This is a genomic window from Prochlorococcus sp. MIT 1314 (assembly GCF_034093315.1).
GTDB lineage: Bacteria > Cyanobacteriota > Cyanobacteriia > PCC-6307 > Cyanobiaceae > Prochlorococcus_A > Prochlorococcus_A marinus_Y.
In genome coordinates, this window is the sequence record NZ_CP139300.1 from 1,236,428 (window position 1) to 1,261,994 (window position 25,567).

Consider the following 25,567-nt stretch of genomic DNA (forward strand, 5'->3'; position numbering starts at 1 on the left):
TTATGTCTCTTTTATAAGGTTGTCAGTCCATTCATAACCTTTTTTTTCAAGTTCTAAAGCAAGATCACTTCCACCAGTTTTTATAATTTTTCCATCTGCCATAACGTGAACAAAATCTGGTTTAATTTCATCTAATAATCTTTGGTAGTGAGTAATTAATATAATTCCAGTCTGTGGATTAGCTATTTTTTTAATTCCTGATGCGACTATTCTAAGAGCATCAATATCTAGACCAGAATCAGTCTCATCTAAAATTGATATCTTGGGCTCAAGTAATGCCATTTGCAGAATTTCGTTTCTTTTCTTTTCACCTCCGGAAAATCCTTGATTTACGCTTCTTGATAGAAATGTATTATCCATTTTTACAAGTTCCAATTTTTCTTTCACTAATTCTTCAAAATCAAAAGTATCTAATTCCTCTTTTTTAAGGAATTTTCTTCTAGCATTTGTTGAGACTCTAAGAAACTCAAGATTACTAACACCTGGAATTTCTATTGGATATTGGAAACCAAGAAAAATTCCTGATTGAGCTCTTTCTTCAGGTTCTAGAGAGTTAATAGTTTTACCAGAAAATTTAATATCGCCTTTTGTAATGTGATATGAAGGATGTCCTGCGATAATTTTTGAAAGAGTACTTTTACCACATCCATTTCTTCCCATAATGGCATGAATTTCTCCAGGATAGACGTTTATTGAAACTCCCTTCAATATTGGAAGATTATCAGTAGATGCAAAGAGATTCTGAACTTCTAATATTGGATTTGATTCTTTCATGTTACTTTGCATTCCACTTTAGAAATTGATTAATTAACCTACTGATCCCTCAAGTTTAAGAGCTAGCAACTTATCTGCTTCAGCGGCAAATTCCATAGGTAACTGATTAAATACATCTCTACAGAAACCGCTGACCATCATAGATATTGCCTCTTCAAATTCTATACCCCTACTTTGGAGATAAAAAAGTTGATCTTCGGATATTCTACATGTGCTTGCTTCATGCTCAATTTCAGAATTGGGTTGTTGAGATTTGATATAGGGGAATGTATTTGCAGAAGCTTGATCCCCTATTAACATTGAATCACATTGGCTGTAATTTCTTGATCCAGTAGCTTTAGTCCCCATTTTGACAAGACCTCTGTAGCTGTTTATTGAATTGCCAGCACTTATTCCTTTGCTAACAATGGTTGATTTGGTTTTTGGACCAATATGGATCATTTTTGTGCCCGTATCTGCTTGTTGAAGATTATTGGTGAGTGCTACTGAATAGAATTCTCCTACAGATTCTTCACCTAGAAGAAGACAGCTAGGATATTTCCATGTGATTGCAGAACCTGTTTCAACTTGAGACCAGCTAATTTTACTTCTTTTGCCCAAACATTTTCCTCTTTTGGTGACAAAATTAAAAATTCCACCAACACCTTCTTCGTCACCGGCATACCAATTTTGTACTGTTGAGTATTTTATTGAAGCATCGTCTAGGGCTATAAGTTCCACAACTGCAGCATGCAAAGTATTTGTGTCGAACATTGGGGCTGTACAACCTTCTAAATAACTTACAGAACTTGATTCTTCAGCAATAATTAGTGTTCTTTCAAATTGTCCTGAATCTCCACTATTAATTCTGAAGTACGAAGATAAGTCCATAGGACAGGTAACCCCTTTTGGGATATAAACAAACGAACCATCACTAAAAACAGCAGAATTGAGTGCTGCAAAATAATTATCACTAGCTGGAACTACACTACCTAAATATTTCTCAATCAAATTTGAGTGAGTTTTTACTGCTTCACTTATTGAGCAAAATATAACTCCATGTTCAGCAAGTTCCTCTCTAAATGTTGTCGCAATAGAAACACTATCAAAGACAGCATCTACGGCTACATTGGTTAGTTTTTTTTGCTCAGTAAGAGGTATTCCTAGCTTGTCAAAAGTCTCAAGAAGTTTGGGATCAACTTCATCCAAACTGGAAATTTTTTCGTTTTGTTTGGGAGCAGAGTAATAAATTATATCTTGATAATCAATTTGTTTATATCCTAATTCTGCCCAATTAGGTTCCTTCATTTTTTGCCATTTTTTAAAGGCTTTTAGTCTAAAATCTAGTAGATAATCTGGCTCTTCTTTTTTAATTGAGATTATTCTAATAATGTCTTCATTCAATCCCTTTGCAATTTTTTCAGTTTCAATATCTGTCACGAAACCATATTTGTAAGGCTCCTTAACTGCATCTTTAACTAAATTTTCGTTAACCATGTTATCAAAAAGTAACCTATTACAATTAACTTATATACTCTAACGAAAGATACCCCCAATATTGAGTTTTTTTCCTTTATTAAAACTAAAAATTAATGTCTAATCAACTTGATCCTTTGTCAAACCCTTTAAACATTCAAATAATTCAAGCAATTGACCATTTAGATCTGCCAATAATGCAGAAACATCATCTAAGAATACTTGCTCATTGTCTACAAATTTTAAAAATCATAACAGCAGAGAATCGTTCTGAATCGAGTGATGAAAATTCTCTGAAAGAATGGTGTGATAATCAATCCAGAAAATTTGATGATAAGAAATTTAGCAAACTTTTTTATGAGCAATTAGAATTGACTGCAAAAAAGTTAAGTACTTTTTCTCAGAAAATAGGTAAAGATATTGAGAATTTAGATATTGATGATTTAGTACTTCTAGTTCAACAAACTTAAAAAATCCCTAAATTGATCCCGAAGAAAAAATATATTTTTGTTGAGTCGTTAACAAACTCAGGTAATAAAATTTAAAAAAAAAGAAAATTAAATAACATTCAAAAGATTACTGAAAATTTATAAATACTACTAATAGCAACTGTTTTGACCGAAAATATAAATTTTTCTAGTTTTTGAGTAGTCAGAGGATCCTGACGACAAGGCTAAAAGACACGCATTTAGTAAAAAAAAAGAACATACTGATCCCAAACAAAAACGGAGATTTTAAAGTGGCTGATGGGATCATGAATAAAGATCAATTACTCTCACTTACCCTCAGACAATTACGTCAAGAAGCAAGTAAATTATCAGTACCTCTATACAGTCGTAAAACAAAAGCTGTTTTGGTTGATTTAATACTTAAATATCAGGAAAAATCCACAAAAAAAGTAAAAAATATTATATCTCAGAAAACTACTGAAAAAACCTTTGAGTCCAATTCTTTCGGCAAAAGTGAAGACTTTAAAACAAATGTTGTTTTCTTGCCCAGAGATCCCGATTGGGCATACGTTTTCTGGCAAATTTCTGATGCTGACAGAGAAAAAGCACAATCTTTGGGAGCAAATAAATTATGTTTACGATTATTCGATGCTTCTGGTTCTGATGGCACTAATTTAAATCAGGGCACATTAAGGGAGATTGCAGTTGATAGTTATAGTACTGAGTGGTATTTGCCAATCCCACTTGCAGATAGAGACTACAAGGTTGAATTAGGGTATAAATATGGTTTTAACTGGATGTCATTGGCATTCTCATCAATTAGTCACGTTCCAGGATCACATCCATCTGAGCAAATTCTTGATAAATTCGTTCCTTTTAATTTGGATTCAACTTTTGAAACAGTTCCAGATATTTCAAATCCTTTAGAGATAGAGCCAAGTGGTATTCACGAAAGGTTATATCAAGCAGCAACAAATATTCCTCTTAGAAGAAAAGTTGGCTCCGAAGAATTTATGGAGAATGTTAATTCAAAAAATCTAAACGATAATCTGACTGAATCTGGTTCTGGTAAATGGTCTTCAGGTTTAAATGAATCTGGAAGTGGAATCGTCAAAAATAGATCTTTTTGGCTTGTTGCTGATGCTGAATTAATTGTTTATGGAGCCACTGAACCTTCTGCGAAATTAACCATTGGTGGAGAAGAAGTTCCCCTTGCTGCAGATGGCACTTTTAGAATTCAAGTTCCATTTAGAGATGGGACTCAAAAATACGATATACAAGCTAAAGATTCATCTGGTGACCAAGAAAAAAGCATATCAATGAAATTTGATAGAACTACTCCACTTGACGATACTAATGAAAAAGATAATGCTGAGAAAGAATGGTTTTAATCAATTAAATTAATGTTGAAAAAAATTATAGCTTTTACACCTTTATTTGGAGCATTAACTTTACCAATTATAGTTCCCATTACGATTTCTAAAGTTGGTATAAACCTTGGAATTCTAAGTGCATTATTGATATCTTCCTTGTGGTTTATCGCTATGTTAAGAACATCCGAAATGCCTCATTAAATTAGTTAGATTTTTTCAAGTTTCTCATAAAAGTATGACTGAAGTAAATGTAATAAATATCAATTCTCCTTTCTTAGATCAAAAACCAGGCACTTCTGGATTAAGAAAAAGTACTTTAAAGTTTCAGGAAGAACATTATCTAGAAGTTTTTATTGAAGCAATCTTACAATCATTAGAAGATTTAAAAGGTTCAACATTAGTAGTTGGTGGTGATGGTAGATATGGCAATGTTGAAGCAATAGAAAAAATTGTACAAATATGCATTGCTCATAAAGTTAAAAAGGTTATTGTTCCAAAATACGGTTTATTATCTACTCCTGCGACATCACATTTAATCAGAAAAGAATGCGCTATTGGTGGAATTATTCTTTCTGCGAGCCATAATCCAGGTGGCATAGATGGCGACTTTGGAGTGAAATTGAATATCTCTAATGGTGGCCCAGCTCCTGAGATAATTACTAATAAGATTTTCAAGGCTTCACAATTACTAACTAGTTATAAAATTTGCAAAATTCAATTACCTGATTTTAGTGAATATGGAACTTATCCTTATGGTGAAACTACCTTAGAAATTATTGATGGATTAACAGATTATTCTAATTTGATGGAAAAAATTTTTGACTTTGATCAAATTAGTGATTTTTTAAAAAAAGACTTCTCGTTAATCTTTGATGCAATGAATGCGGTTACAGGCCCATATGCAAAAAATATTTTTGTTGAAAAAATGGGTCTTGCTCCTGATTGTGTCATGAATGGTAACCCGTTAAAAGATTTTGGAGGTTTGCATCCTGATCCTAATCTTACTTATGCATCCCACTTGGCTGATTTGTTATTAAATAAAAAATCTTATAGTTTTGGTGCTGCATGCGATGGAGATGGAGATAGGAATATGATTTTAGGAAGTGGATGTTTTGTAAATCCTAGTGATAGCCTTGCAGTTCTCACTGCTAACACAAAATGTGTCCCTGGTTATAAAGATGGTATTACAGGTGTAGCAAGATCCATGCCAACCAGCTCAGCGGTTGATAATGTTGCTCGAGCATTAAATATACCCTGTTTCGAGACACCTACTGGCTGGAAGTTTTTTGGAAATCTTTTAGATTCTAATTTAATTACTTTATGTGGAGAAGAAAGTTTCGGAACAGGTAGTAATCATGTGAGAGAGAAAGATGGACTATGGGCAGTTTTGTATTGGCTACAAGTTTTAGCTGAGAAAAAATGTTCGGTAACTGATTTGATGCAGAATCATTGGAAACAATTTGGTAGGAATTATTATTCAAGACATGATTATGAGGCAATTCCCTCAAATATTGCTAATCAAATCTTTGGTAATCTAACTTCTATGCTCGAAAATTTAAAAGGAAATAGTTTTGCTGGCCATTTAGTTAAAGTTGCAGATAATTTTTCATATTTAGATCCCGTTGACAATTCCATAAGTGAAAATCAAGGTTTAAGATTGGTCCTTGATGATAATTCTCGAGTAATTGTGCGCCTTTCTGGAACTGGAACTAAAGGTGCAACATTAAGACTTTACTTTGAGAAATTTTTCGATCCCCAACAGAATCTTTCGTTAAATCCTCAGATCGCTTTGAAACCTCTAATAGATGATTTAGATGCTTTATTGAACATTTCAAAACTTACTCAAATGGAAACTCCTACAGTAATTACATAGAATTGAAAGTAATGATTTTTTGATTTTATTTATATGCATTCAGAAAGTTTATTTACTAATTATTCTCAAATAGAAAACAATGCACCTTTGGCAGATAAATTAAGACCAAAGAATTTGGAAGATTTTTTTGGTCAACAACCAATCCTGAATGAGAATTCGCTTTTAAGAAGTGCAATATTAAACGATAAGATTAGTAATTTTATTTTTTCTGGCCCTCCGGGAGTTGGAAAAACTACTCTCATTGAAATTATTTCTTTTAATACGCGGTCAAAATTAATTAAGTTAAATGCAGTATTATCAAGTGTTAAAGAATTAAGAAATGAAATCGCTAATGCAAAAGATAGATTAATAAATTCAAAAAGAAAAACAATTTTATTTATCGATGAGGTTCATAGATTTACATCAGTTCAGCAAGATGCTTTATTACCTTCAATAGAAAATGGAACTATAACTTTTATTGGTGCTACAACTGAAAACCCTTTTTTTGCTGTTAATAAAGCTCTTGTTAGCAGGTCTCGTATTTTTACATTACTGCCTTTGGCAGAAAATGATTTGCAGAAAATAATACAAAAAGTCATTACTCACTATTCAAAACAAAAAAATTCAAAAAAGGTTTATTTAACTCAAGATGCTATAAGTCATTTAATTAACTTTTCTGGTGGAGACGCAAGGACATTAATCAATGCTCTAGAGATGGCCATAGAAACAACTTCTGAAAATGATACGAAAGAAATTAATATTAATCTTTCAATAGCAGAGGATGCACTACAAAAGAAAAATATTGTTTACGATAAAAATGGTCAAAATCATTACGATGTAATAAGTGCCTTTATTAAGTCCATAAGAGGTTCTGATCCAGATGCAACTTTATTCTGGCTTGCGAATATGCTGGAGGCTGGTGAAGATCCTAATTTTATTTTTAGAAGACTACTTATATCTGCCAGTGAAGATATTGGAATAGCTGATCCTAATGCCATAGTAGTTGTACAATCCTGTTGTGATGCTTTTGATAGAGTTGGTTTTCCAGAAGGGTTATATTTTTTAACGCAGGCTTCTTTATATTTAGCTATTTCTCCAAAAAGTAATAGTACGAAAAGTATTTTTAAAGCAATTGAAACAATCAAATCCACCAATGCTTTTGATGTTCCACTTCATTTAAAAAATAATTCTAATAGTTATGTCAATCCTCATAATTATCCAGGAAATTGGTTCGGACAAGAATATCTTCCTAAATCTTTAAGAGGTTTAAAAATATGGGAACCAAATAATAATGGATGGGAGAAAAGTAAATATGACGAATTACGCAAAAGAAAAGAAAACTAAAAATTTTTCGAACAACAAATAGTCTCAGAATCCAGAGAAGTTTGTTCTAAGTATGCTAATTCTATAGTTCAATTTAGAAATTAATTTGAAACTAATTTAAATGTAATTTTTTTCTTATGGATTAACTTTTTAGGCTTTTCAGAATATTGCCAATGTTTGATGTCTTTATATAATTTTCTATGATCCCATTTTATTGTTGTTTAAACAGCACATGATTGATTCAAAATCATAGTTTTTGTCAATTTTTTCTTATGGGCTTAATGATTTGCTTGAAAAAGTATTTTTTTGCAAAATTTATATGATTAAAATTTCTATTTTTACTTTGAATATCAATGTCTATTTTGTTTTTTTGTCAAGGTATGATTATCGCATCTTTGCGATGACTTAAGCTTATGATTCCAAGGTTTGGAGGTAGTCCTGGAGGCTCTCAAGGATTTGCATTTATAGGAATTTGTAATGGATCTAAATCAATAAGTGTTGATAATGATTTTCTTAAGTAAGTTCTAGATTCTATAATTTTTTTGATCTTAAATCTGAAAATTTTTTGCAGTTTTAATTTCTTCTATTGTTGCTACGTCTTGTACACCTTTAAACTCATAAAACCAAATTTTTGGTATTTTATATTCATACTTATTAATAATTGCAATGGCTCTTAAGGTTGGTGACAAAGCACCAGAATTTAAATTAAAAGATTCTTACGAGAACGAAGTATCTCTCAGTGATTTTCAAGGTAAAAGAATAATACTATATTTTTATCCAAAAGATAATACTCCAGGATGTACTAAGGAGGCTTGCAATTTTAAAGAAAACTGGGATTTGCTCCAGAAAAATAACATAATTGTGCTTGGTATTAGTAAAGATAATGCTGTTTCTCATCAGAAGTTTATAGAAAAATTTAACTTACCTTTTATTCTTTTAACTGATTCTGAACCTTTTAAAGTTTCTACTGATTACGATAGCTATGGGCTTAAGAAATTTATGGGAAAAGAATATATGGGAATGATGAGAAATACATTTTTGATTGATACTGATGGTAAAATCGAAAAAATTTACTTAAAGGTAAAAGCCGCAATAATGGCTGATCATATAATCGCAGACCTAGGCTTAAAGTAACTTTTTGAGAGATAGGTGGTGAATAATTAGTCCTTCCATAACTAAATTGGGAACATTGATAATATTTTTTTTCTTAGTTTTTAAATATTTTGTGAGAAATTGTGAGTCTCCTCCACAGGTTATCAAGATATCCGTGAGTGGGTTAAATGAACTATTAATAACTCCTGTAAGCGAGTTGAAAACTCCTTTTAAAATTGCTTCTTCTGTATTAATTAAAAAATCTTTTGTTGGAATATTATAATTTTTGGGAATTTTGAGATTTTTTGTATTTTGTTCCATTGATTTTAATTGTGTTAGAAAGCCTGGAATTAATTGACCACCTATGATAGATCCATTTGAATTTAGTTTTGTTATTGATAATATTGTTCCAAAGTCTGCAATTAGCAAATCTTTTTTTAAAGGGTTTTCAATAATTTTTAAAGCTGCAAGACAGGCAAGAGCTCTATCAACTCCAAAATAATCAGGGAGATTTGATAACTTAATATCTTTAGTTTTTATTTCATTTTCTTCTTTCAGCAAGAAATTAGGTAATTTTCCTACAGAGGCCCAAATTAACTGATGAAGATCTAAATTTTCTGGAATTTTATACTCTTTTTGGGTATGGAAGAATTTATATTGATTATGAGAATACTTAGCCCAATGAAGCCTACTATTGCCAACTAATAAAAAATTTGTATCTGAGACCATTTTTTATGATCAATTTAATTATTAGTGTGTAATCCACATTCTTGTTTAATCCCCCCAAATCTTGTAGCTCTACCTTTTTTATCCATGCCATCAGGATTACTGGAGTGCCAATCTCCTACAGTAGAATAACCTTTACTAAACAGTGGATGAGCAGGTAACTTATTTTCTTCCATGTAGTAAAAAATATCTTTATTTGTCCAATTTAATAAAGGCCTTAAAGAAAGTCTTCCTCGAATTACATCAAGGAATTTCATTTTGTTTCTATTTTCTGTTTGACTTGATCTAACACCACTTGCCCAGCATTGAACATTATATTTGCCTAGACCTTTTTCTAAAGGTTTTATCTTTCTTAATTCATGATACTTATCTAAATCACTTGTTTTATTGGTTTCCCACAGTTTTCCGTGTATAGCTTCCATTCTTGCTGGGGATAATTCACTTTGCAGAACTTTTATTTCTAAGGACAATTCGTTAATAAGCTTTTCGGCGTAATGGTATGTTTCTGGAGGTAAGTAACCTGTATCTATCCAAAATATTTTGATTTTTCTTTGCAGACATAATTGATTGACCATATTTAGAAGGACTGAGGACTGTATACCAAAACTTGTTGTAATTGCAAATTGATTATCAAACTCTTTATAACCCCATATCAGCATTTCGTGAGGAGTCATATCTACTAGCTCTTCATTGTATTTCCTTAATTTAGGTTGAATATCTTTGTGGATGTTTTCAATCATTCTTCAGGTTGGTTATGAGATTAATGTTATTTCGCTCAATTTTAAAATTATTCGTATAGTTTAATAATACATTTATGCATAACAATATTTCGCTAATGAAATCAATACAAAAACCAATAGTAATAGTTGGGGCAGGTTTTGCAGGTATGACAGTTGCTTTGAATTTAAAGAATCTTAATCCTTCCTTACCGATTGTTGTAGTGGATTCTGCATCCAACTTTATATTTAAACCTTTAATGTATGAAGTTTTAAGTAAAGAAATAAGTATTTGGGAAGCCACACCAAAATTTGCTAATATTTTTTCTGATGCAGGTATAACTTTTTTAAAAAATTGTTTAACAAAAATTTCCTTCAAAGATAATATTCTTGAATTTAGTGACGAATTAAAATTAAGTTATCAATATCTTGTGATTTGTACAGGATCTATTCCAAATAGTTTTTTAATAAAAGGTGTAGGTGAAAATTGTTATTTTTTTAATGATCTTAATGATCTCAATAAATTAAAATCTGTTTTAAAAAAATCACAAAAAACTTCCTATCATAAAAAGTTATTCATAGTTGGGGGTGGTCCCTCTGGCATTGAGTTGGCATGCAAAATTAAAGATATATTTAAAGACCAATTTGAGATAAATGTGATAGAAAAATCAAATGAAATTCTTAATAGAAACAAAATTTTTAATAGAGAACAAGCAGAGAGAGCATTAGAAAAAAGAAAAATTAATGTTCTTTTGAATTCCACAGTTAAAGAAGTCTCAGAAAGCAAAATTAGTATTTCTAGTGAGGGTGGAATAACTTCTTTGGATAAAGACATTGTTATTTGGAATGCAGGTGTTACGGCTAATTTGTCTTATTTGGAAACTGATGAAATAAAAAGAAAATATGGAAGAATTTTAGTTAATAAAAATTTGCAAATAGAAAATCAGAACAACTGTTTTGCTATTGGAGATATTTCAATCATTGAAGGGATGGAGGATTTACCCTTAACAGCTCAGGTTGCTATGCAGGAAGGAAAACATCTCGCTAAAAATCTGGAACTATTATTTCAAGAAAAAGATCCTTTGCCATTTGAATTTCAAGACAATGGTGAAATGATTAGTTTAGGCATAGGGGAGGCTTCAATTGCCGCAATTGGAATTACTTTGTCGGGGAAATTAGCTTTTGAGGCAAGAAGACTAATATATGCCTCCAAGTTGCCTGATATTAATGAAAGCTTAAAATCTGCATCCTCATGGATATTCCAAAAGAAATCTATTTTTAAGAAATTTTTAAAGAAAAATAATTTTAATTAAACTTTTTTGCAATATTGTTTTTAGGTATATTTAGTTAAATAAGTTTGATATGAATTTAATTACAGTTGCTAGTAATAATTTTGATGCCTTCATAACGGTAGTGGTTTTAATAATGTCAATAATTTTGTTTATCAAAAATACCATTGCACCAGAATTGACTGGTTTATTATGTGTTGGAATATTTATTGCTACAGGGGTTCTGCCCCCTGACAAAGCTTTAGCTGGCTTTGGAAGCCCATCCTTAATCACTCTTATGGGTTTATTTGCAGTTTCTTCTGCATTATTTAAAAGTGGTGCCTTAGACAGAGTAAGAGAATTGATTTCTTCTGAAAGTATTAGAACGCCAAGGAAATTAATTTCATTAATAGCTTTTTTGATTGCTCCAATATCTGGAATTGTACCTAATACACCAGTAGTGGCTTCATTATTACCTCTAGTAGAAGGTTGGTGTGAGCGGAGAAATATTTCACCATCTAAAGTATTGTTACCTCTTTCTTTTGCTACCTTATTAGGTGGAACTTTGACATTATTAGGTAGCTCAGTAAATCTTCTTGTAAGTGATATTAGTCAGCAATTAGGTTATGGAGCTTTAGAGTTATTTAGTTTGACTTCAATTGGAATTCCTGTGTGGCTCATAGGTACAACCTACATGATTTTAGTTTCTGACATGCTTTTGCCAGATAGAGGAAGAGACAAAGATTTTATTAAGAATGGTGACATGAATGTTTACTTTACTGAAGTTACTATTCCCTCTGAATCAGAACTAGTTGGCCAATCTGTTAGGAATAGTAGATTGCAAAGACGATTTGATGTTGACGTTCTCGAGTTGCAGCGAAATGGAAAAGTTATTCTCCCTCCTCTGGCGGATAGAAAGATTGAACCGGATGATAGATTGATAATTCGTGTAACAAGAGCAGATTTATTCAGACTGCAACAAGAACATACAATTTTGTTAGGAGAGAATAAAAGATCTTTTGGAGGAACTAATATTTTTTCTGATGATGAAGGTACTAAAACTTTTGAAGCTTTGTTACCGGCTGGGTCAACTCTCGCTGGTGCAAGTTTGAGAGAATTAAGATTCAGGCAGCGTCATAATGCAACAGTTTTGGCACTGAGAAGAGGTCAGCAAACTGTTCAAGAGAGATTAGGTCAAGCTGTTTTAAGGGCTGGAGATGTTCTATTATTGCAAGCTCCTTTAGACTCAATAAGAGGTTTGCAGGCTAGTAATGATTTGCTTATTTTAGATCAATTCGAAGATGATTTACCTGTCTTGATAAAAAAACCTATATCGATTGCCATTGCAATAGGAATGGTGCTTTTGCCCTCTTTTACAAATGTTCCATTAGTAGGGTCAGTGCTTTTAGCAGTTATTGCAATGGTTGCTTTTGGATGTTTAAGACCTGCAGAAATACAAAAATCAATTAGGTTAGACGTTATTTTATTGCTGGGTTCTTTATCATGTTTTAGTGTTGCTATGCAAGTCACAGGATTAGCAGATTTAATTGCACTAAATCTCAATTTTGTTCTCAATGGGATGCCTATGTATTTTGCACTAGTCATAATTTTTATATCGACCGTTATCCTTACCCAATTTATTAGTAATGCTGCTTCGGTTGCGTTGATTTTGCCTGTTGCTATTGAATTGTCAAATGTTTTAGGTATTTCGCCTGGAGCTTTAATAATGCTTGTTTTATTCGGTGCAAGTCAATCTTTCTTGACTCCAATGGGTTATCAAACAAATTTAATGGTTTACGGGCCAGGAAGATATAGATTTTTTGATATTGCAAAATACGGAGCTGGATTAACACTTATAATGTCTTTTACAGTACCAGCATTAATAATTTTAAATTTCAGATAAATAAAGTGAAATTCACAAATATTGTTTATCAGTTAAAAGATGCTTACAGAAAACTATCTGTACCTCAATTTACTATTGTTACGGGGTTATGTATTATTTTTTTTGGAACTTTAATTTTGAGTTCCCCTTTATGTTCATCTTCAAAGGTTGGTTTGTGGGAAGCATTTTTTACATCTACTTCTGCTATAACCGTTACTGGCTTAAGCATAATAGATATTGGTGTTGATTTAAATTTCTTTGGTCAAGTTTTCTTGGCTTTTTTGCTTTTATCAGGTGGTCTAGGATTAATGGCTATTACGACATTTTTACAAGGTTTTGTTGTAAAGGGGACAAAGCTTAGAACTAGGTTAGACAAAGGAAAGACTCTAGATGAATTTGGTGTTGGAGGAATTGGTCGAACTTTTCAAAGCATTGCTATTACTGCAACTTGTATCATATCTTTTGGGGCAACTATTTTATATTCTTTTGGATTTGTAGATATTCAAAATAATTGGGAAAGACTTTGGTCCTCCATTTTTCACAGCATCTCTGCATATAACAATGCAGGTTTTTCTTTATGGTCAAATAGTCTCCAAGACTATAGAACAAATTTTTTGGTTAATAGTGTGTTTGTTTTTCTCATTGTGATGGGTGGACTGGGATGGCGGGTTATTGATGATATTTGGAGTAATAAAAAAAATCTTTCATATAAAAAATTGAGCCTTCATTCTAGACTAGTTATTAGGACAAGTTTGTCTCTAATATTATTCGGGTCATTAGGATTCTTTATAACTGAATCATTGCTAAATAGTCAATTTTTCAATGATTTGAATTTGTTTGAAAGGTTAATATCATCAATCTTTGAAACAGTGAGTGCAAGAACTGCTGGCTTTACAAATTACCCGATCTCCTTGAACTCTATCTCAGATACAGGGCTCTTGTTATTAATGACGCTAATGTTTATTGGAGCAAGTACAGGAGGTACTGGAGGAGGAATAAAAACGACTACATTTATTGCTTTAATGGCCGCAACTAGATCAACTTTAAGAGGTCAGAAAGATGTAATTATTAGCAATAGATTAATTTCAGATAAGGTTATTTTAAAGGCAGTTGGAATCACAGTAGGATCATTGCTTTTCGTTCTTTTAATGGCAATGCTGCTAAGTACAACTAATACTTTTGTTAAGAAAGAATCTTTCACATTCCTAGAAATTCTGTTCACTTGCATATCTGCATTTGCAACAGTTGGCTTTGATATTGGATTAACTGCAAAATTAAATCATTTTGGGCAATTTATTCTTATTATCGGTATGTTTGTGGGCAGACTTGGTATTCTTTTGCTATTGAGTGCACTTTGGCAGGCTCTTTATAAGAGTAGAATAGATAGACAAAAGAGGATTGGCTATCCTAGGGCTGATCTTTATGTATAGGATTGACTGAGTTTTATTATGGCTGATTGGTGGCAGTGGTCTCAAAATAGAGAAAAAGAAGCTCTAACTTTTGCAGTCGTTGGTGTTGGCAGATTTGGAACAGCTGTTTGTAGAGAACTTATAAGTAACGGTGCAGATGTTTTGGCTGCAGATTATTCGGAAAAAGCTATTGATGATTTGAGACAATTGGAACCGTCGATAGAAGCTAGAGTTGTAGATTGTACTGATGAAGAGTCTATGAAAGAATCTGGAATTCTTGAAATGAATACTGTTGTAGTAGGTATAAGTGAACCTATTGAAGCTAGTATAACTACAACACTTATTGCTAAGGATAGTGAAGGTAGCAAAGTGAAAAGAGTAATAGCTAGAGCTACGAGTGACCTTCACGAGAAAATGTTAAAAAGGGTAGGTGCAGATAAAGTTGTCTTCCCTTCAAGAATGCAAGGAGAAAGATTAGGTTTAGAACTAGTTAGACCAAATCTAATTGAAAGATTGGAACTAGATAACCAAACTGGTATAGATGAAATAACTGTTCCAGAGGAATTTATTGGAAGATCTTTGAGAGATTTAAATTTGAGGAAAAATTATTTAGTCAATGTTCTTGCAGCTGGACCAGCTGAAGAGTTAACAGTTAATCCTCCCGCAAAATATATTTTGGAAAGAGGAAATATTTTGGTAGTTATGGGAAAAACTGCAGATTTACAGAAATTACCCCAAAATTAATTATTCTTAATCAGATTTTTTATAGTATCTAATCCTTTGAGGAGCTTTTTTTAATCTTCTGACGCTTTGCTTTTCAAGTTCGTCTCTAAATTTATCTGTATTTAAATTATGTTCTGAGACCAGTGATTTGCCCTCTTTCTCGAAATATTTTTTTATGCCTTCTTGTATTAAAACTTTTGCCATATTACTAACTGTCCTAGATTCATTACTTGCTAAGATAGTTAGTTGCTCACATACTAATTCTGGAAGAACTACTTGTATTCTAGGGGATTTTGGCTTCCCATTTGTTGAATTTTGACGGGTAGCCATGAGTCAAAGTGGATAACTGTTACTTATTAGTATACACAGTTAGTCAAGGATACTATCTTTGTGTATATTATTAGTATGGAAACATATGTCCTTATCAATTAATTGTTTTTATTGCCCCATGAAAAATTCAAGAAAACTTGATTCACCTAAAAGGTCGATAATTGATAAAAAGAAAAAAAGATTAGTTAATCCTGACTATAACGATAATGATAATAGTGATGTTTTGGTATCAGCGGTAATTAGTCCATATTTGTTAACTCATCTACACCATATTCTTCAACAGTCTGAGTATTATGCGCAAAAAGATGGTAGAAAATCTCATGCAGCTAACTTTGCCAAACTAAGAAAGGTGTTATGTTTAGACGCAAGAAGCATGGCAGATGCATCAGCAAAAGAAATAAAAGATACAGATAATGATTTATCTGTTAATAAATATAATGAACAAAATGTAGCTTAAAGTAATAGTCTATTAATAAATAGATTTTTAAAAACATGTCCAGTAATGCCGAAAAGCTCTATAAGTTAATAGCAAAAGACTCCAAAAAGAAACAAAGTTTGTTTATGACAGCCTTGACTAATCCCAAAAAAGCCTTAGAAAAAATATGCGATATTGGTAAAGAGTTAAATATTGCTGTCACTAAAGAAGAGGTTATTGAATATTTGAGTACTATTGACGATGAAGCAACTAAAATGTGGTTAGTTAAGGCTCGAGGAGGTCTTTAGGCAAAGGCTTCGAATAATTATTGTTTTGATTCGACATTGGTTTTATTCTTTTGTTGTATCCACCTCCACCTGCTAAAGTCCAAAAAAACCAGTAACTTGGAATTGCAAGAGCTGCAGCTATAAAAATCACTACAATTTGTTCTATTCTTTTCATAATTCAATTTTATTCCACAAAATATTTTTTAGTTAATAAGCCTAAAATTTTGTAAATTCTATTTTTAAAACAGTGATTAGATTCGAAGATATAAGCAAAATATACTCTACAGATGTTGTTTTAAAAAATATTAATTGGGAGATTAAGAAAGGTGAAAAAGTTGGCTTAGTTGGTTCAAATGGGGCAGGTAAATCAACCCAATTTAAGATTTTAATTGGAGAGGAAGATCAAACAAGTGGGACGATCATCAAAGAGGGAAATCCTAAAATTGCTCATTTAAAACAGGAGTTTGATTGTAACTTGAATGTTTCAGTGAGAGAGGAATTAGAAAGTTCTTTCAAAGATATACAAGTTGTTGCTTTTAAACTTTTAGAAATTGAGAATAAAATGAAATTATTGGATATAAAAAAAGATTCCGATGAACTTGAAATATTAGTAAATCAACTCGCAAAATATCAAGCAGAATTTGAAGCTTTAGGTGGTTATAAAATGAAATCTGATGTAGAAAAAATATTACCAAAATTGGGTTTTTCTATCGAAGATGCTGATAAATTAATTGGAAATTTTTCAGGTGGTTGGCAGATGAAAGTTGCTCTAGGAAAAATAATCTTACAAAAACCAGATTTACTTTTACTTGATGAACCAACTAATCATTTAGATTTAGATACTATCTTCTGGCTAGAAGAATATCTATCTTCGCTTAAGATTGCAATTATTATAATTAGCCATGATAGATATTTTTTAGACAAATTATGTAAAAAAATAATTTTTATAGATAGGGGAATATCTGAAATATATAATGGGAATTATTCTTTTTTTGTTGAACAGAAATCTTTAAATGAAGAATCACAAAATAAAGCATATCAATTACAGCAAAAAGAAATTGAAATACAGAAGAAGTATATAGAAAGATTTAGAGCTAGTGCAACTAGAAGTTCTCAAGCCAAGAGCAGAGAAAAACAATTAAAAAAGATTTCTAAAATTGAGGCTCCTAGAGCAAAATCAAAAAGTCCTGCTTTTCGTTTTTCTGAGTGTCCTCGCTCAGGAAAATTAGTTCTAAATATCAAAAATTTGTCTCATAGTTATGAGGATAAAATTCTTTTTTTAGATGTGAATTTAAAGATTTCTTCCGGGGAGAAAATAGCAATATTAGGACCTAATGGATGCGGTAAATCTACATTATTCAAAATTATTATGAAAAAAATATCTCCTGAAATTGGGGAAATTAATTTTGGTAAACATAATATAATTACCAGCTATTATGAACAGAACCAGGCTGAAGCACTTGCACTTGAGGAAAAGGTTATTGATTTAATATGTAATAAATCACCAGAATGGTCTCAAAAACAAGTAAGAACATTTTTAGGAGGTTTTGGTTTTCAAAATGAAACTGTTTTTAAATATATTAAGCAACTTAGTGGGGGAGAAAAGGCAAGATTAGCATTGGCTCTTATGATTATGAATCCAAGTAATTTTCTGCTATTGGATGAACCAACTAATCATTTAGATTTGCAATCTAAAGAGAATTTAGAATTAGCAATTAAGAATTATAAAGGTTCATTATTAATAATTTCTCATGACCGATATTTTATTTCAAAAGTTGCAAATCGAATTATTGAAATTAAAGATTCAAAGTTATTTTCATATAATGGTAATTACGAATATTTTTTAGAAAAAAGATAAATTACAAAAAATTAGTAATTAAAAAATAATTCTTTTACGAAAATGACGTTTACTTTTAACAAAGTTTACATTTAGCTAGGCAAGATCACTCATTTATCTTTACATAGTTTCCTTTTATTGTTTAATCTTAAAAATACAAAAATAAGTTTTTAATAATTGATATGAAAAATTATGATTTGAAGAAAAAAAAGTTGCTAATTTCTGATCCTATTGAAAATTATTTTGAATGCATTTCTAGCTGTGATATAAAAGATGGAAATTGTATTTCTAGGTGTGTGGAAATACTTAAACAATACGATAATTGAAATATTTAATTTTATTGTAGATTAGTAATATCAGTTGGTATTACTTTAATTCCAATAAATTTATTTCTACGTTTTAATAAAATATTTATTTGCTTATTAATACCATTTTTACTTATTTCACTTATTACGTCTGAAGCGGTTTCGATTTCTTTATTACCCACTTTTATAATGATGTCATCTATCATAATTCCACTTTTTTCCGCTGGACTATTCGGGACTATATAACCAACTTTTACAACATTTTTATTTGTTTCAAAATTACTGTCATCTATCAGGCTTATTCCAATCATAGGATGAATCGCTTTGCCATTATTTATTAGTTGATAGGCAATTTCCTTTGCTCTATTGATTGGAATTGCAAAACTTAAACCTGCTCCTGGACCTGATCTGATCAAGGTATTAATACCAATTACTTCTCCACTGCTATTTAATAGTGGACCTCCAGAATTTCCAGGGTTAATGGCAGCGTCAGTTTGAATAAGCTCAAGTTTTTTATCGTATATACCTAATTGAGTGACGTTTCTTTTTAGATTACTAATAATGCCAAGCGTAACTGTATTTTCAAGGCCGAATGGATTTCCTACTGCGATTGCCCAATCCCCAACTTTAATTTTTGTTGAATCTCCTAATTGTGCTTTTGGCCAAGGGCCTTTTCCTTCAATCTTAAGCACAGCCAAATCGGTAAAAAAGTCTTGCCCTATTAGTTTACCTTTCAATTTTTTGCCGTTGGTTAAACCAACAATCACACTATTGGATCTATTTACGACATGAGCATTTGTCATTACAAGTCCGTCTGCAAATATAAAACCACTTCCTTGGCTTTGTTCTATTCTTGGTTGATTGTTGTTAGGTAAATCTAATCCAAAAAATCTTTCAAAATATGGGTCGAAAAATAGTTTATGATCGTTTGGAAATTTTCTTTTTTTAACATATCTTTGAGTCTCAATTGTTACTACAGAAGAGCCAGTTTTTTCTACAGCTTTAGTTATGAAAGATTTGGTGGAATATTTATTAGTATCATTAAATCTTGTATTAATTAATGGTTGGGATATTATTTTTGATGGGCAAAAGATACCCATTGTAATTAATGAAGAGAGTAATAATTTCTTGTGGCTTAAGCTTTTCAATCTTAATTTTTTTATGTTTTCTGAATAGTTCTGATACACAATATTTTTTTAGTTTAAATAATAACTATTTTAAAAAAAAAATTTAGTTATGAGAAAAACTTATTAAATTAAAATAGCTAATTTTCTTTTTTTCGGGTTATTATATAGTTCTTACTACTAATTTATTTATAAGTTTGATGAGTATTCTATTTCCAATCATATATTCTGCAGCCCTTACTTATCTGGTGTGGAAAGCTTTTAGAGTGATGTCTAATGGATGGGGAATATCTGGGATAGAAAAAAAACGTTCCAATATCTCGAACTTCAAACAAAAAAAATACACAATTCATCCTGAATTGCTTGATAATGCAGGTAATATAACAGAAGAGGAACTACTAACTGTTAGATTTTCAAATGATAATGATTCTTCCTTAGAAGAAAAGGGTTCAACAAATGATTAATTGAATTAAATTTAAGGTAAAAACAATTGGAATTAAGAACTAAAATTGTCTCAGCAGTAATAAGATCTCTTAAGTTGCCACCAAGGTTTCGTTTAAAAATGATTAAAGAAGATCCTGTTAGGCTTGAATTAAGCCTAACTCCTTCTTATGGCAAAAAGCCAATCATTGTTGGTTTAGTAGAATCTTTAGACTTGGTAGCCCGAAGAGATAGAGAAGGCAGAATACCTAGAGATCTTCAAGGAACTTGGGATTGGACAGTAAGACATGGAAAAGTAAGCACTGGTGGTTGGAATCCTATGTTAAAGGAAGCTTTGCAAACAATGTTTGATACAGGATTGCCCGCGATTATATATGAGGAATTAACTGGAGATGAGTATCGACCTGTTGATGGTATTAGACATGTTAAATAATTAATTTATTATTTATCATAAATTCTTCCTCATAACGTTAAAATAATTAAGTAAATAGAGTAGTTAATTATGACTGATGAAAATCAAACTAGATTTGGCTTTGTGAATTTTGCTGAAACTTGGAATGGTCGTATGGCCATGATGGGTATTTTAATTGGTCTTGGTACTGAATTAATAACTGGACAAAGTATCCTTAGACAAATTGGAATAGGTTAGTTTTTATTTTATTTCTTCTGCCTTAACTTCTATAGTACTCTCACTAGGCCTTTTATTGAATTGATTTCTTTGACTAATATTTTCTAAATCTGCACCACAATTCGTGCAGGTTTCACTTAAACCTAGGGATATTGCACCACAATTATTACATGTAGAGATTTTTGATTTGTAATAGTTAAAACCTATAAAAACTAACAGTAATAACAAAATAGGAATTAGAAATAAAATTAATAGGATATTACTTACAAGGCTTAAAACAAAATTAATTCCAAAAATAGGAATAATTATCATTATGATTAACGAATAAGTAAGTAAATTCTTATTAGCTTTAAGAAAATAATTCATTTTAGTTACTAGTATCTCGTATGTCTTCTATTATTTACTAGGGACATTCTAGCAATAACAACGCTCCAAGACTGTCCAAAATATAAAATTACTCCTAGTAGCCAGACCCACAAAGTAAGTACTAGAAAACCTCCAATAAAACCATATGCCTGGAATCTTGCGCCAAGTGAGAGAATACTTTTACTTACTGCCAGGTTTAATGTCGTTAGGCCAATTCCAATTAGAAAAGATCCTGGCAAGAGTGGTCTCAAAGGAACTTTTCTACTAGGTAAGAGCGCTTGTAACAAAAGAGCCATCAAAGAGAATCCAATTAATGGTATTGCAAATTGACCAACTTGTAATAGCGGTAACTTTAGCAATAAATGAGAAATTAAATTATTAGATTTTGAAAGATTTTCTAAAACATTACTTGGGATCATTCTAAGATTCGCGCTAATCTGATCTAATACCATTAAGAAACCTATAAAGAAAACTATTAAAAAAGCTTCAATTCTATTTCGGAGAAACCTCGAAGCTTGCTCCCTCCAAGCAGCATTTACTTTTTTAGAGGGAAGTTCGTCCTCCCATAGCCTATCTGAACCTCTTTGGAGAGATAAATATGCATTTCCTGCTGTAAAAAGCAAAAACATAGCACCTAGAATTCCTGCTCCAAAACCTTGATCTATTAAATTAATTAATGTTGTTTCTACTAATTCAACTACTGAAGGAGGTAAAAGCTGAGCAGCAATGGAAATTATTTGTTGATCTAATCCTTCTTGTTTTCCTAGAAACCACGATGCTATTGAAAGAGAAATTAGAAGAATAGGAAAAAATGATTGTAATGTGTAATAAGCAAATGCAGCGCTTAAATCAATACAATCAGATTTGCTCCATCTCTCACAAGCTCCCCACAAACTTTTCAGAACCCAGGTTAAGCTGTGCTGCATATTTATTTTCTTCAAATATTTGTCTTAATGTATTTTTTTATTGTATCCAATTAAGAAAGTTTTCAAGCAATTATTGATATTATGATGCAACTATTTTTCCAATAATAAATTACCCCATGGCTTTAAGATTGAAATTTTTTCTATAGATCTACAAGCAATTAATGGAAAATTAACATCGCTCATGTTTTGTCCTGAAATTAATTTCAAAGGATCTGTTTCTAACCACTTTATAGAACAATTTAGTTCTTCTAATAAAAGCCAGGCAGCTGCAATATCCCATATCTTGGGAGTTGATTCTATTGCTCCGAAAGTTTGTCCCATAGCTACACTTGTTAAATTTAAACTAGATACACCTAAGAGTCTGATTTTGCCAGGAAATACTGAGTTTGGTTTTTTTTGTAAAATTTTTATAGATCTACTGCACAAAGAAACGCATTCACTTTGGTGATTATTTTGGTTAGGGTTTATTTTTTGGTTATTTAACCAAACACCTTTACCTTTGATAGATACAAACTTTTTTTTCAATGTAGGGATTATTAAAAAAGAGGATTGAGGTCTTCCATCTACAAACCTTGCTACTGATATAGACCAGTATGGAATACCTGCAGCAAAATTTGTTGTCCCATCAAGTGGATCGACCACCCAATATGCTTTTGTATTAGGAATGGACTTTCCTCCTTCTTCACTAAGGACTCCCTCATCTGGAGCTATAGAAGCTAGACCCTCTACGATTGTTTTATCACTCCATAAATCACAACTTGTTATTAATGATCCGTCTGCTTTATTGCTCGCACTAATATTTCCAAAATCTTTTATTTGACGTTTACTAACTAACTCAAATAAAGAATCTAATGCAATTAGTTGATTATTAGTTAAATTTGTTTGATTCATATTGAATTATTGCAAATAGATTGTTTTTCTTTTATTTCATTATTATTGTTATCCATGCAATTTTTACTGATTTCAAGAAAAGTTAATCTTTCTAATTCATCTAGATTCAAGTTGTAATTATAAAGAGCATTAATATTTTTTGATTTCGCATTACTTAAGTCACTTTGTCTTAAGAGTACATCTTTTAGCGTTGAAATACCGACATCATATCTAAGTCTGGAAAGCCTTAAAGACTCTTTACTAGATTCAATTTCTTTAAGAGTTGAAATTATTTTCTCTTCATTTAATTTTAGATTCAAATAAGCTTTAGTAATATTTGTTTTTAAAACATTTTTTAGATTTTTAAAAGCATATTCTTCAGCTTCTGCGTCTGCGATTTTTGATTTGAAAGAGTTCTTATTCTGTCCGCCATTAAAAAGACTCCATGAAAAATTTAAACTTACTGTATTTGTATAGTTGGATCCTGATTTTTTTGAGTCAATACTAGTAGATAGAGAGTCGCCCTTGGAAAATGTAGTAGAGAATGTGTTGCTGATGTAAATCTTTGGCTTATTTTGAGATAAAAAACTATTTGCTTGGTTCCTTTTAATAGATTTTTGAAGAAGAAGGTTTTGTAAGGAAAGATTTTTATCTAAACCTTCATAAATATTTTTATTTAATTTATGATTCCAGAAACCTATTAGATTTTGCTCTTTATTAATTTCTAAATCTTCCTTTATGTTCAGAATCTCTTTAAGGGAAATTTTATTAATTTCATGTTCAATTTTCTTTTCATTAAGAGATTGTTTATCTCGAGATAATTGAGCTTCTGCTTCAAGAACTTCAAATTTTGTACCAATTCCTGCATCTAACTTTGCCTTAGCATTATTTAAACTTGTAATTGATAAATCAAGTGTGAATTTTTTATTTTTGATATCCTGATATGACTTCTGGTAGGTGTGATACCTCTGTCTTGCTTCTTGAATTAAATCTTTTTTCTTGATCTCATAATTATTTTCTGCAATTTTGAGATTTTCTTTGGCAATTGTAATCTCAGATCCTCTGAGGGGGTCGATTAAGTCCCAATTAATATTTATAGAAGGATTAGCCGTAAATTGTGAAGTTTTTAGCGTCTGCGAATTGCTACTATACTTTTTACCTGAGACATATTTTGGTAACCCGTTGGCTTGAAAATCTATTGATGGATATCTTTTAGCAATTTGACTAGAAAGGTTAAAGCTTGCAGAGGTAACTAAATTATGCAATGATTTCAACTCTTCATTATTTAAGATTATTTTTCCTATCTCTTGATAATTAATAAAAGGTGTATTTGATTTTTCTTCCAAAATTTTATCTATAAAGTCTTTTTTTTCGGTCGATAGTACTTCGAGAGAGTTAATAAATAGAGCGAGAGGCAAAAATAAGATAGGATTTATTACTTTTTTAAGCATTTGTTATGTTAATTGTTTTTTTAGATTTGCCAATCAAAGTATTTATAATATCATTTGAATCACTAAGAACGTGAATTTTGGTATTCAATTGATTTTCTACTTCTGTAATATTTTTATCATCTAAAAATAAATCAGTATTAATTTTTAGCATGATTGATGGTATGTAAATAGCCTCCCCTAAATCCTTATTTTGAAGTCCATTAATTAGGTCTTCTCCAGTTAGAAGTCCAGTTACGACTTGCTCTTGTCCCCAATAAATGCTTGGTAAGCCATATAAATTAATTGTCAATCCGTCAATTAAGTTTAATTTATTAACTGTAGGGAAAAGAGATTCATAAACTAATTTACCAACAATCCAACTAACTTTTTTTGGGTTTTTTATCTTCTGGGGTAGGTTTGTAGTCTGCTCACTTAATGTATTTAAAAAGCTTCTAATAGAGCCTACTCCATTAGATTCTTGTGGCATATTTTCGTAGGTTTTATAACTAGGTAAATTTTTACCAGCTATTAAATACCATTCGTCTGCTAGCCAACAAAAACGAGTTCCAAGAGTAATTTGTAGAGAGGCTTGAATTTTCTCTATCTGTTTAATCGTTTTTATTGCGTATTCTTTGCTTACTGGTTTCAATCCATCATTTTCAGGTCTAAATTTTGTAAGTCCTACAGGAACTATTGCAACTGAGAGTACTGTCTGAGAAGTTTTTTTGTGGAATTCAGCAAGTTCTAAAATTGATTTCTCAAGAATATCCCCATCATTTATATTTGGACAAACAACAATTTGAGCATGTATTTGAATAGAGTTTCTTTCAAACCAGGAAATTTGATCAAGAATCACTCCTGCTTGTTTATTTTTTAATAATTTTTCTCTTGTAGCGGGATCAGTGGCATGAACTGAAATAAAAAGTGGGGATAGTTTTTGCATAGCAATTCTTTCCCAGTCTTCTTTTTTTAAATTCGTAAGAGTTAGATAAGAGCCATAAAGGAAACTTAATCTATAATCATCATCTTTTATATAAAGGCTTTTTCTTTTACCATTTGGCTGTTGATCTATAAAACAAAATGGACATCTATTATTGCATTGCTTGATTGAATCAAATAATGCATCTTTAAAATTAATACCTAAATTAACGTCTTGATCTTTTTCAATACTTATATTGTGAATTTCATGATTTTTATCTAAAACTGATATGTCTAAAATTTCTTCACTAATGAGAATCTGATAATCAATTAAATCTCTTGGTTTTTTACCATTTATACTAATAATTGAATCACCTGATTCGAATCCTATTTCTTGAGCAATGGAATTAGTTTCAATACTTTCAATTTCTGCAGGTTTTATTTTATAAGTAATATTAGGAACCAAAAGATCATTGGGATCTTCTTTGTAATTAATTTCTTGCCACACAATTTAAGTCCAAATAGTCCTCTTTTTACTTATTCTAAACTTATATATGACTCAAAGTGTATTAAATACTTTTAAAATACTAGATAGAGATGTGAAATTAAGGGCCATTAATTTATTAAAATATATCATTCGCATTTTTT

Annotated in this window: 29 protein-coding genes; 17 read left to right on the forward strand and 12 right to left on the reverse strand. The window is 31.0% G+C overall.

Annotated elements, in window-relative coordinates:
- Positions 1-786 carry a Fe-S cluster assembly ATPase SufC gene (sufC, locus tag SOI86_RS06975; RefSeq protein ID WP_320681113.1) on the reverse strand — a complete coding sequence of 262 codons (786 nt, stop codon included), beginning with the start codon at positions 784-786 and terminating at the stop codon, positions 1-3.
- 21 nt (positions 787-807) lie between these two features.
- A complete protein-coding gene (gene sufB, locus SOI86_RS06980) occupies positions 808-2,250 on the reverse strand; it encodes a Fe-S cluster assembly protein SufB (protein WP_320681114.1) in 1,443 nt (480 codons plus the stop codon).
- A gap of 95 nt (positions 2,251-2,345) precedes the next feature.
- Here sufB and SOI86_RS06985 point away from each other — a divergent pair, with 95 nt between their 5' ends.
- The 6 genes from SOI86_RS06985 to bcp all read left to right on the forward strand — a co-directional run bounded on the left by SOI86_RS06985 (position 2,346) and on the right by bcp (position 8,360).
- On the forward strand, positions 2,346-2,699 hold the full coding sequence (locus tag SOI86_RS06985; protein ID WP_320681115.1) for a hypothetical protein: 354 nt from the start codon (positions 2,346-2,348) through the stop codon (positions 2,697-2,699).
- Positions 2,700-2,968: 269 nt separating this feature from the next.
- Positions 2,969-4,069 carry a DUF4912 domain-containing protein gene (locus SOI86_RS06990; protein WP_320682512.1) on the forward strand — a complete coding sequence of 367 codons (1,101 nt, stop codon included), beginning with the start codon at positions 2,969-2,971 and terminating at the stop codon, positions 4,067-4,069.
- A 12-nt stretch (positions 4,070-4,081) separates the two neighbouring features.
- Positions 4,082-4,252 (forward strand): hypothetical protein, encoded by a 171-nt coding sequence (locus SOI86_RS06995; protein WP_320681116.1) that lies wholly within the window; start codon positions 4,082-4,084, stop codon positions 4,250-4,252.
- Positions 4,253-4,286: 34 nt separating this feature from the next.
- Positions 4,287-5,924 (forward strand): alpha-D-glucose phosphate-specific phosphoglucomutase, encoded by a 1,638-nt coding sequence (locus tag SOI86_RS07000; protein WP_320681117.1) that lies wholly within the window; start codon positions 4,287-4,289, stop codon positions 5,922-5,924.
- 33 nt (positions 5,925-5,957) lie between these two features.
- Complete coding sequence (locus tag SOI86_RS07005; RefSeq protein ID WP_320681118.1) at positions 5,958-7,247, forward strand: replication-associated recombination protein A; 1,290 nt, start codon at positions 5,958-5,960, stop codon at positions 7,245-7,247.
- A gap of 645 nt (positions 7,248-7,892) precedes the next feature.
- Positions 7,893-8,360 carry a thioredoxin-dependent thiol peroxidase gene (gene bcp, locus SOI86_RS07010; protein WP_320681119.1) on the forward strand — a complete coding sequence of 156 codons (468 nt, stop codon included), beginning with the start codon at positions 7,893-7,895 and terminating at the stop codon, positions 8,358-8,360.
- Here bcp and SOI86_RS07015 read toward each other — a convergent pair.
- Positions 8,352-9,047, reverse strand: a complete 696-nt coding sequence (locus tag SOI86_RS07015) for a type III pantothenate kinase (protein ID WP_320681120.1) — start codon at positions 9,045-9,047, stop codon at positions 8,352-8,354. The genes bcp and SOI86_RS07015 overlap by 9 nt on opposite strands.
- A gap of 14 nt (positions 9,048-9,061) precedes the next feature.
- The gene (locus SOI86_RS07020) at positions 9,062-9,784 is read right to left on the reverse strand and encodes a phosphoadenylyl-sulfate reductase (RefSeq protein ID WP_320681121.1); all 723 of its coding nucleotides are present in this window, start codon (positions 9,782-9,784) and stop codon (positions 9,062-9,064) included.
- A gap of 95 nt (positions 9,785-9,879) precedes the next feature.
- On the opposite strand from SOI86_RS07020, the gene SOI86_RS07025 reads away from it, so the two are divergent.
- From SOI86_RS07025 to SOI86_RS07040, 4 genes are read left to right on the forward strand one after another with little or no spacing between them, the layout of a single operon-like run.
- Positions 9,880-11,073, forward strand: coding sequence for an NAD(P)/FAD-dependent oxidoreductase (locus SOI86_RS07025; RefSeq protein ID WP_320681122.1), 1,194 nt, complete (start codon positions 9,880-9,882; stop codon positions 11,071-11,073).
- A gap of 49 nt (positions 11,074-11,122) precedes the next feature.
- On the forward strand, positions 11,123-12,931 hold the full coding sequence (locus tag SOI86_RS07030) for an SLC13 family permease (RefSeq protein WP_320681123.1): 1,809 nt from the start codon (positions 11,123-11,125) through the stop codon (positions 12,929-12,931).
- A gap of 5 nt (positions 12,932-12,936) precedes the next feature.
- Positions 12,937-14,340: a potassium transporter TrkG gene (locus SOI86_RS07035; protein WP_320681124.1), complete on the forward strand. Its 1,404-nt coding sequence runs from the start codon at positions 12,937-12,939 to the stop codon at positions 14,338-14,340.
- An 18-nt stretch (positions 14,341-14,358) separates the two neighbouring features.
- Positions 14,359-15,063 carry a TrkA family potassium uptake protein gene (locus SOI86_RS07040; RefSeq protein WP_320681125.1) on the forward strand — a complete coding sequence of 235 codons (705 nt, stop codon included), beginning with the start codon at positions 14,359-14,361 and terminating at the stop codon, positions 15,061-15,063.
- A 6-nt stretch (positions 15,064-15,069) separates the two neighbouring features.
- Here SOI86_RS07040 and SOI86_RS07045 read toward each other — a convergent pair whose 3' ends face one another.
- Positions 15,070-15,372: a ribbon-helix-helix domain-containing protein gene (locus SOI86_RS07045; protein ID WP_320681126.1), complete on the reverse strand. Its 303-nt coding sequence runs from the start codon at positions 15,370-15,372 to the stop codon at positions 15,070-15,072.
- Between the two features lie 118 nt (positions 15,373-15,490).
- On the opposite strand from SOI86_RS07045, the gene SOI86_RS07050 reads away from it, so the two are divergent.
- Both SOI86_RS07050 and SOI86_RS07055 read left to right on the forward strand, forming a co-directional pair.
- Positions 15,491-15,829 carry a hypothetical protein gene (locus SOI86_RS07050; RefSeq protein ID WP_320681127.1) on the forward strand — a complete coding sequence of 113 codons (339 nt, stop codon included), beginning with the start codon at positions 15,491-15,493 and terminating at the stop codon, positions 15,827-15,829.
- Positions 15,830-15,864: 35 nt separating this feature from the next.
- Positions 15,865-16,095 carry a hypothetical protein gene (locus tag SOI86_RS07055; protein WP_320681128.1) on the forward strand — a complete coding sequence of 77 codons (231 nt, stop codon included), beginning with the start codon at positions 15,865-15,867 and terminating at the stop codon, positions 16,093-16,095.
- On the opposite strand, the gene SOI86_RS07060 is transcribed toward SOI86_RS07055, so the two are convergent.
- Positions 16,073-16,249, reverse strand: coding sequence for a hypothetical protein (locus SOI86_RS07060; RefSeq protein WP_320681129.1), 177 nt, complete (start codon positions 16,247-16,249; stop codon positions 16,073-16,075). The two genes, SOI86_RS07055 and SOI86_RS07060, sit on opposite strands and share 23 nt — an antisense overlap.
- A gap of 72 nt (positions 16,250-16,321) precedes the next feature.
- Between SOI86_RS07060 and abc-f the strand changes: the two genes are divergently transcribed.
- Positions 16,322-17,932 carry a ribosomal protection-like ABC-F family protein gene (abc-f, locus tag SOI86_RS07065; RefSeq protein ID WP_320681130.1) on the forward strand — a complete coding sequence of 537 codons (1,611 nt, stop codon included), beginning with the start codon at positions 16,322-16,324 and terminating at the stop codon, positions 17,930-17,932.
- Positions 17,933-18,093: 161 nt separating this feature from the next.
- On the forward strand, positions 18,094-18,237 hold the full coding sequence (locus SOI86_RS07070) for a hypothetical protein (protein ID WP_320681131.1): 144 nt from the start codon (positions 18,094-18,096) through the stop codon (positions 18,235-18,237).
- A gap of 11 nt (positions 18,238-18,248) precedes the next feature.
- Here SOI86_RS07070 and SOI86_RS07075 read toward each other — a convergent pair whose 3' ends face one another.
- A complete protein-coding gene (locus SOI86_RS07075; RefSeq protein WP_414477943.1) occupies positions 18,249-19,316 on the reverse strand; it encodes a trypsin-like peptidase domain-containing protein in 1,068 nt (355 codons plus the stop codon).
- A 224-nt stretch (positions 19,317-19,540) separates the two neighbouring features.
- On the opposite strand from SOI86_RS07075, the gene SOI86_RS07080 reads away from it, so the two are divergent.
- The 3 genes from SOI86_RS07080 to SOI86_RS07090 all read left to right on the forward strand — a co-directional run bounded on the left by SOI86_RS07080 (position 19,541) and on the right by SOI86_RS07090 (position 20,430).
- Entirely contained in the window at positions 19,541-19,804 is a 264-nt protein-coding gene (locus SOI86_RS07080) for a DUF2973 domain-containing protein (RefSeq protein ID WP_320681133.1), read from the forward strand.
- 26 nt (positions 19,805-19,830) lie between these two features.
- Entirely contained in the window at positions 19,831-20,214 is a 384-nt protein-coding gene (locus tag SOI86_RS07085; RefSeq protein ID WP_320681134.1) for a hypothetical protein, read from the forward strand.
- Between the two features lie 69 nt (positions 20,215-20,283).
- Positions 20,284-20,430 carry a high light inducible protein gene (locus SOI86_RS07090; RefSeq protein ID WP_320681135.1) on the forward strand — a complete coding sequence of 49 codons (147 nt, stop codon included), beginning with the start codon at positions 20,284-20,286 and terminating at the stop codon, positions 20,428-20,430.
- 3 nt (positions 20,431-20,433) lie between these two features.
- Here the strand turns inward: SOI86_RS07090 and SOI86_RS07095 are convergent, their stop codons facing one another.
- The 5 genes from SOI86_RS07095 to SOI86_RS07115 all read right to left on the reverse strand — a co-directional run bounded on the left by SOI86_RS07095 (position 20,434) and on the right by SOI86_RS07115 (position 25,427).
- On the reverse strand, positions 20,434-20,775 hold the full coding sequence (locus SOI86_RS07095) for a hypothetical protein (RefSeq protein WP_320681136.1): 342 nt from the start codon (positions 20,773-20,775) through the stop codon (positions 20,434-20,436).
- Between the two features lie 8 nt (positions 20,776-20,783).
- Positions 20,784-21,701, reverse strand: coding sequence for a YihY/virulence factor BrkB family protein (locus SOI86_RS07100; protein ID WP_320681137.1), 918 nt, complete (start codon positions 21,699-21,701; stop codon positions 20,784-20,786).
- A 90-nt stretch (positions 21,702-21,791) separates the two neighbouring features.
- Positions 21,792-22,592: an inositol monophosphatase family protein gene (locus SOI86_RS07105; protein WP_320681138.1), complete on the reverse strand. Its 801-nt coding sequence runs from the start codon at positions 22,590-22,592 to the stop codon at positions 21,792-21,794.
- Entirely contained in the window at positions 22,589-24,022 is a 1,434-nt protein-coding gene (locus tag SOI86_RS07110; RefSeq protein WP_320681139.1) for a TolC family protein, read from the reverse strand. Before SOI86_RS07110 ends, SOI86_RS07105 begins: the two co-directional genes overlap by 4 nt.
- Positions 24,015-25,427 (reverse strand): TIGR03279 family radical SAM protein, encoded by a 1,413-nt coding sequence (locus tag SOI86_RS07115; RefSeq protein WP_320681140.1) that lies wholly within the window; start codon positions 25,425-25,427, stop codon positions 24,015-24,017. The genes SOI86_RS07110 and SOI86_RS07115 overlap by 8 nt, the downstream gene beginning before the upstream one ends.
- Positions 25,428-25,567: the final 140 nt, after the last annotated feature.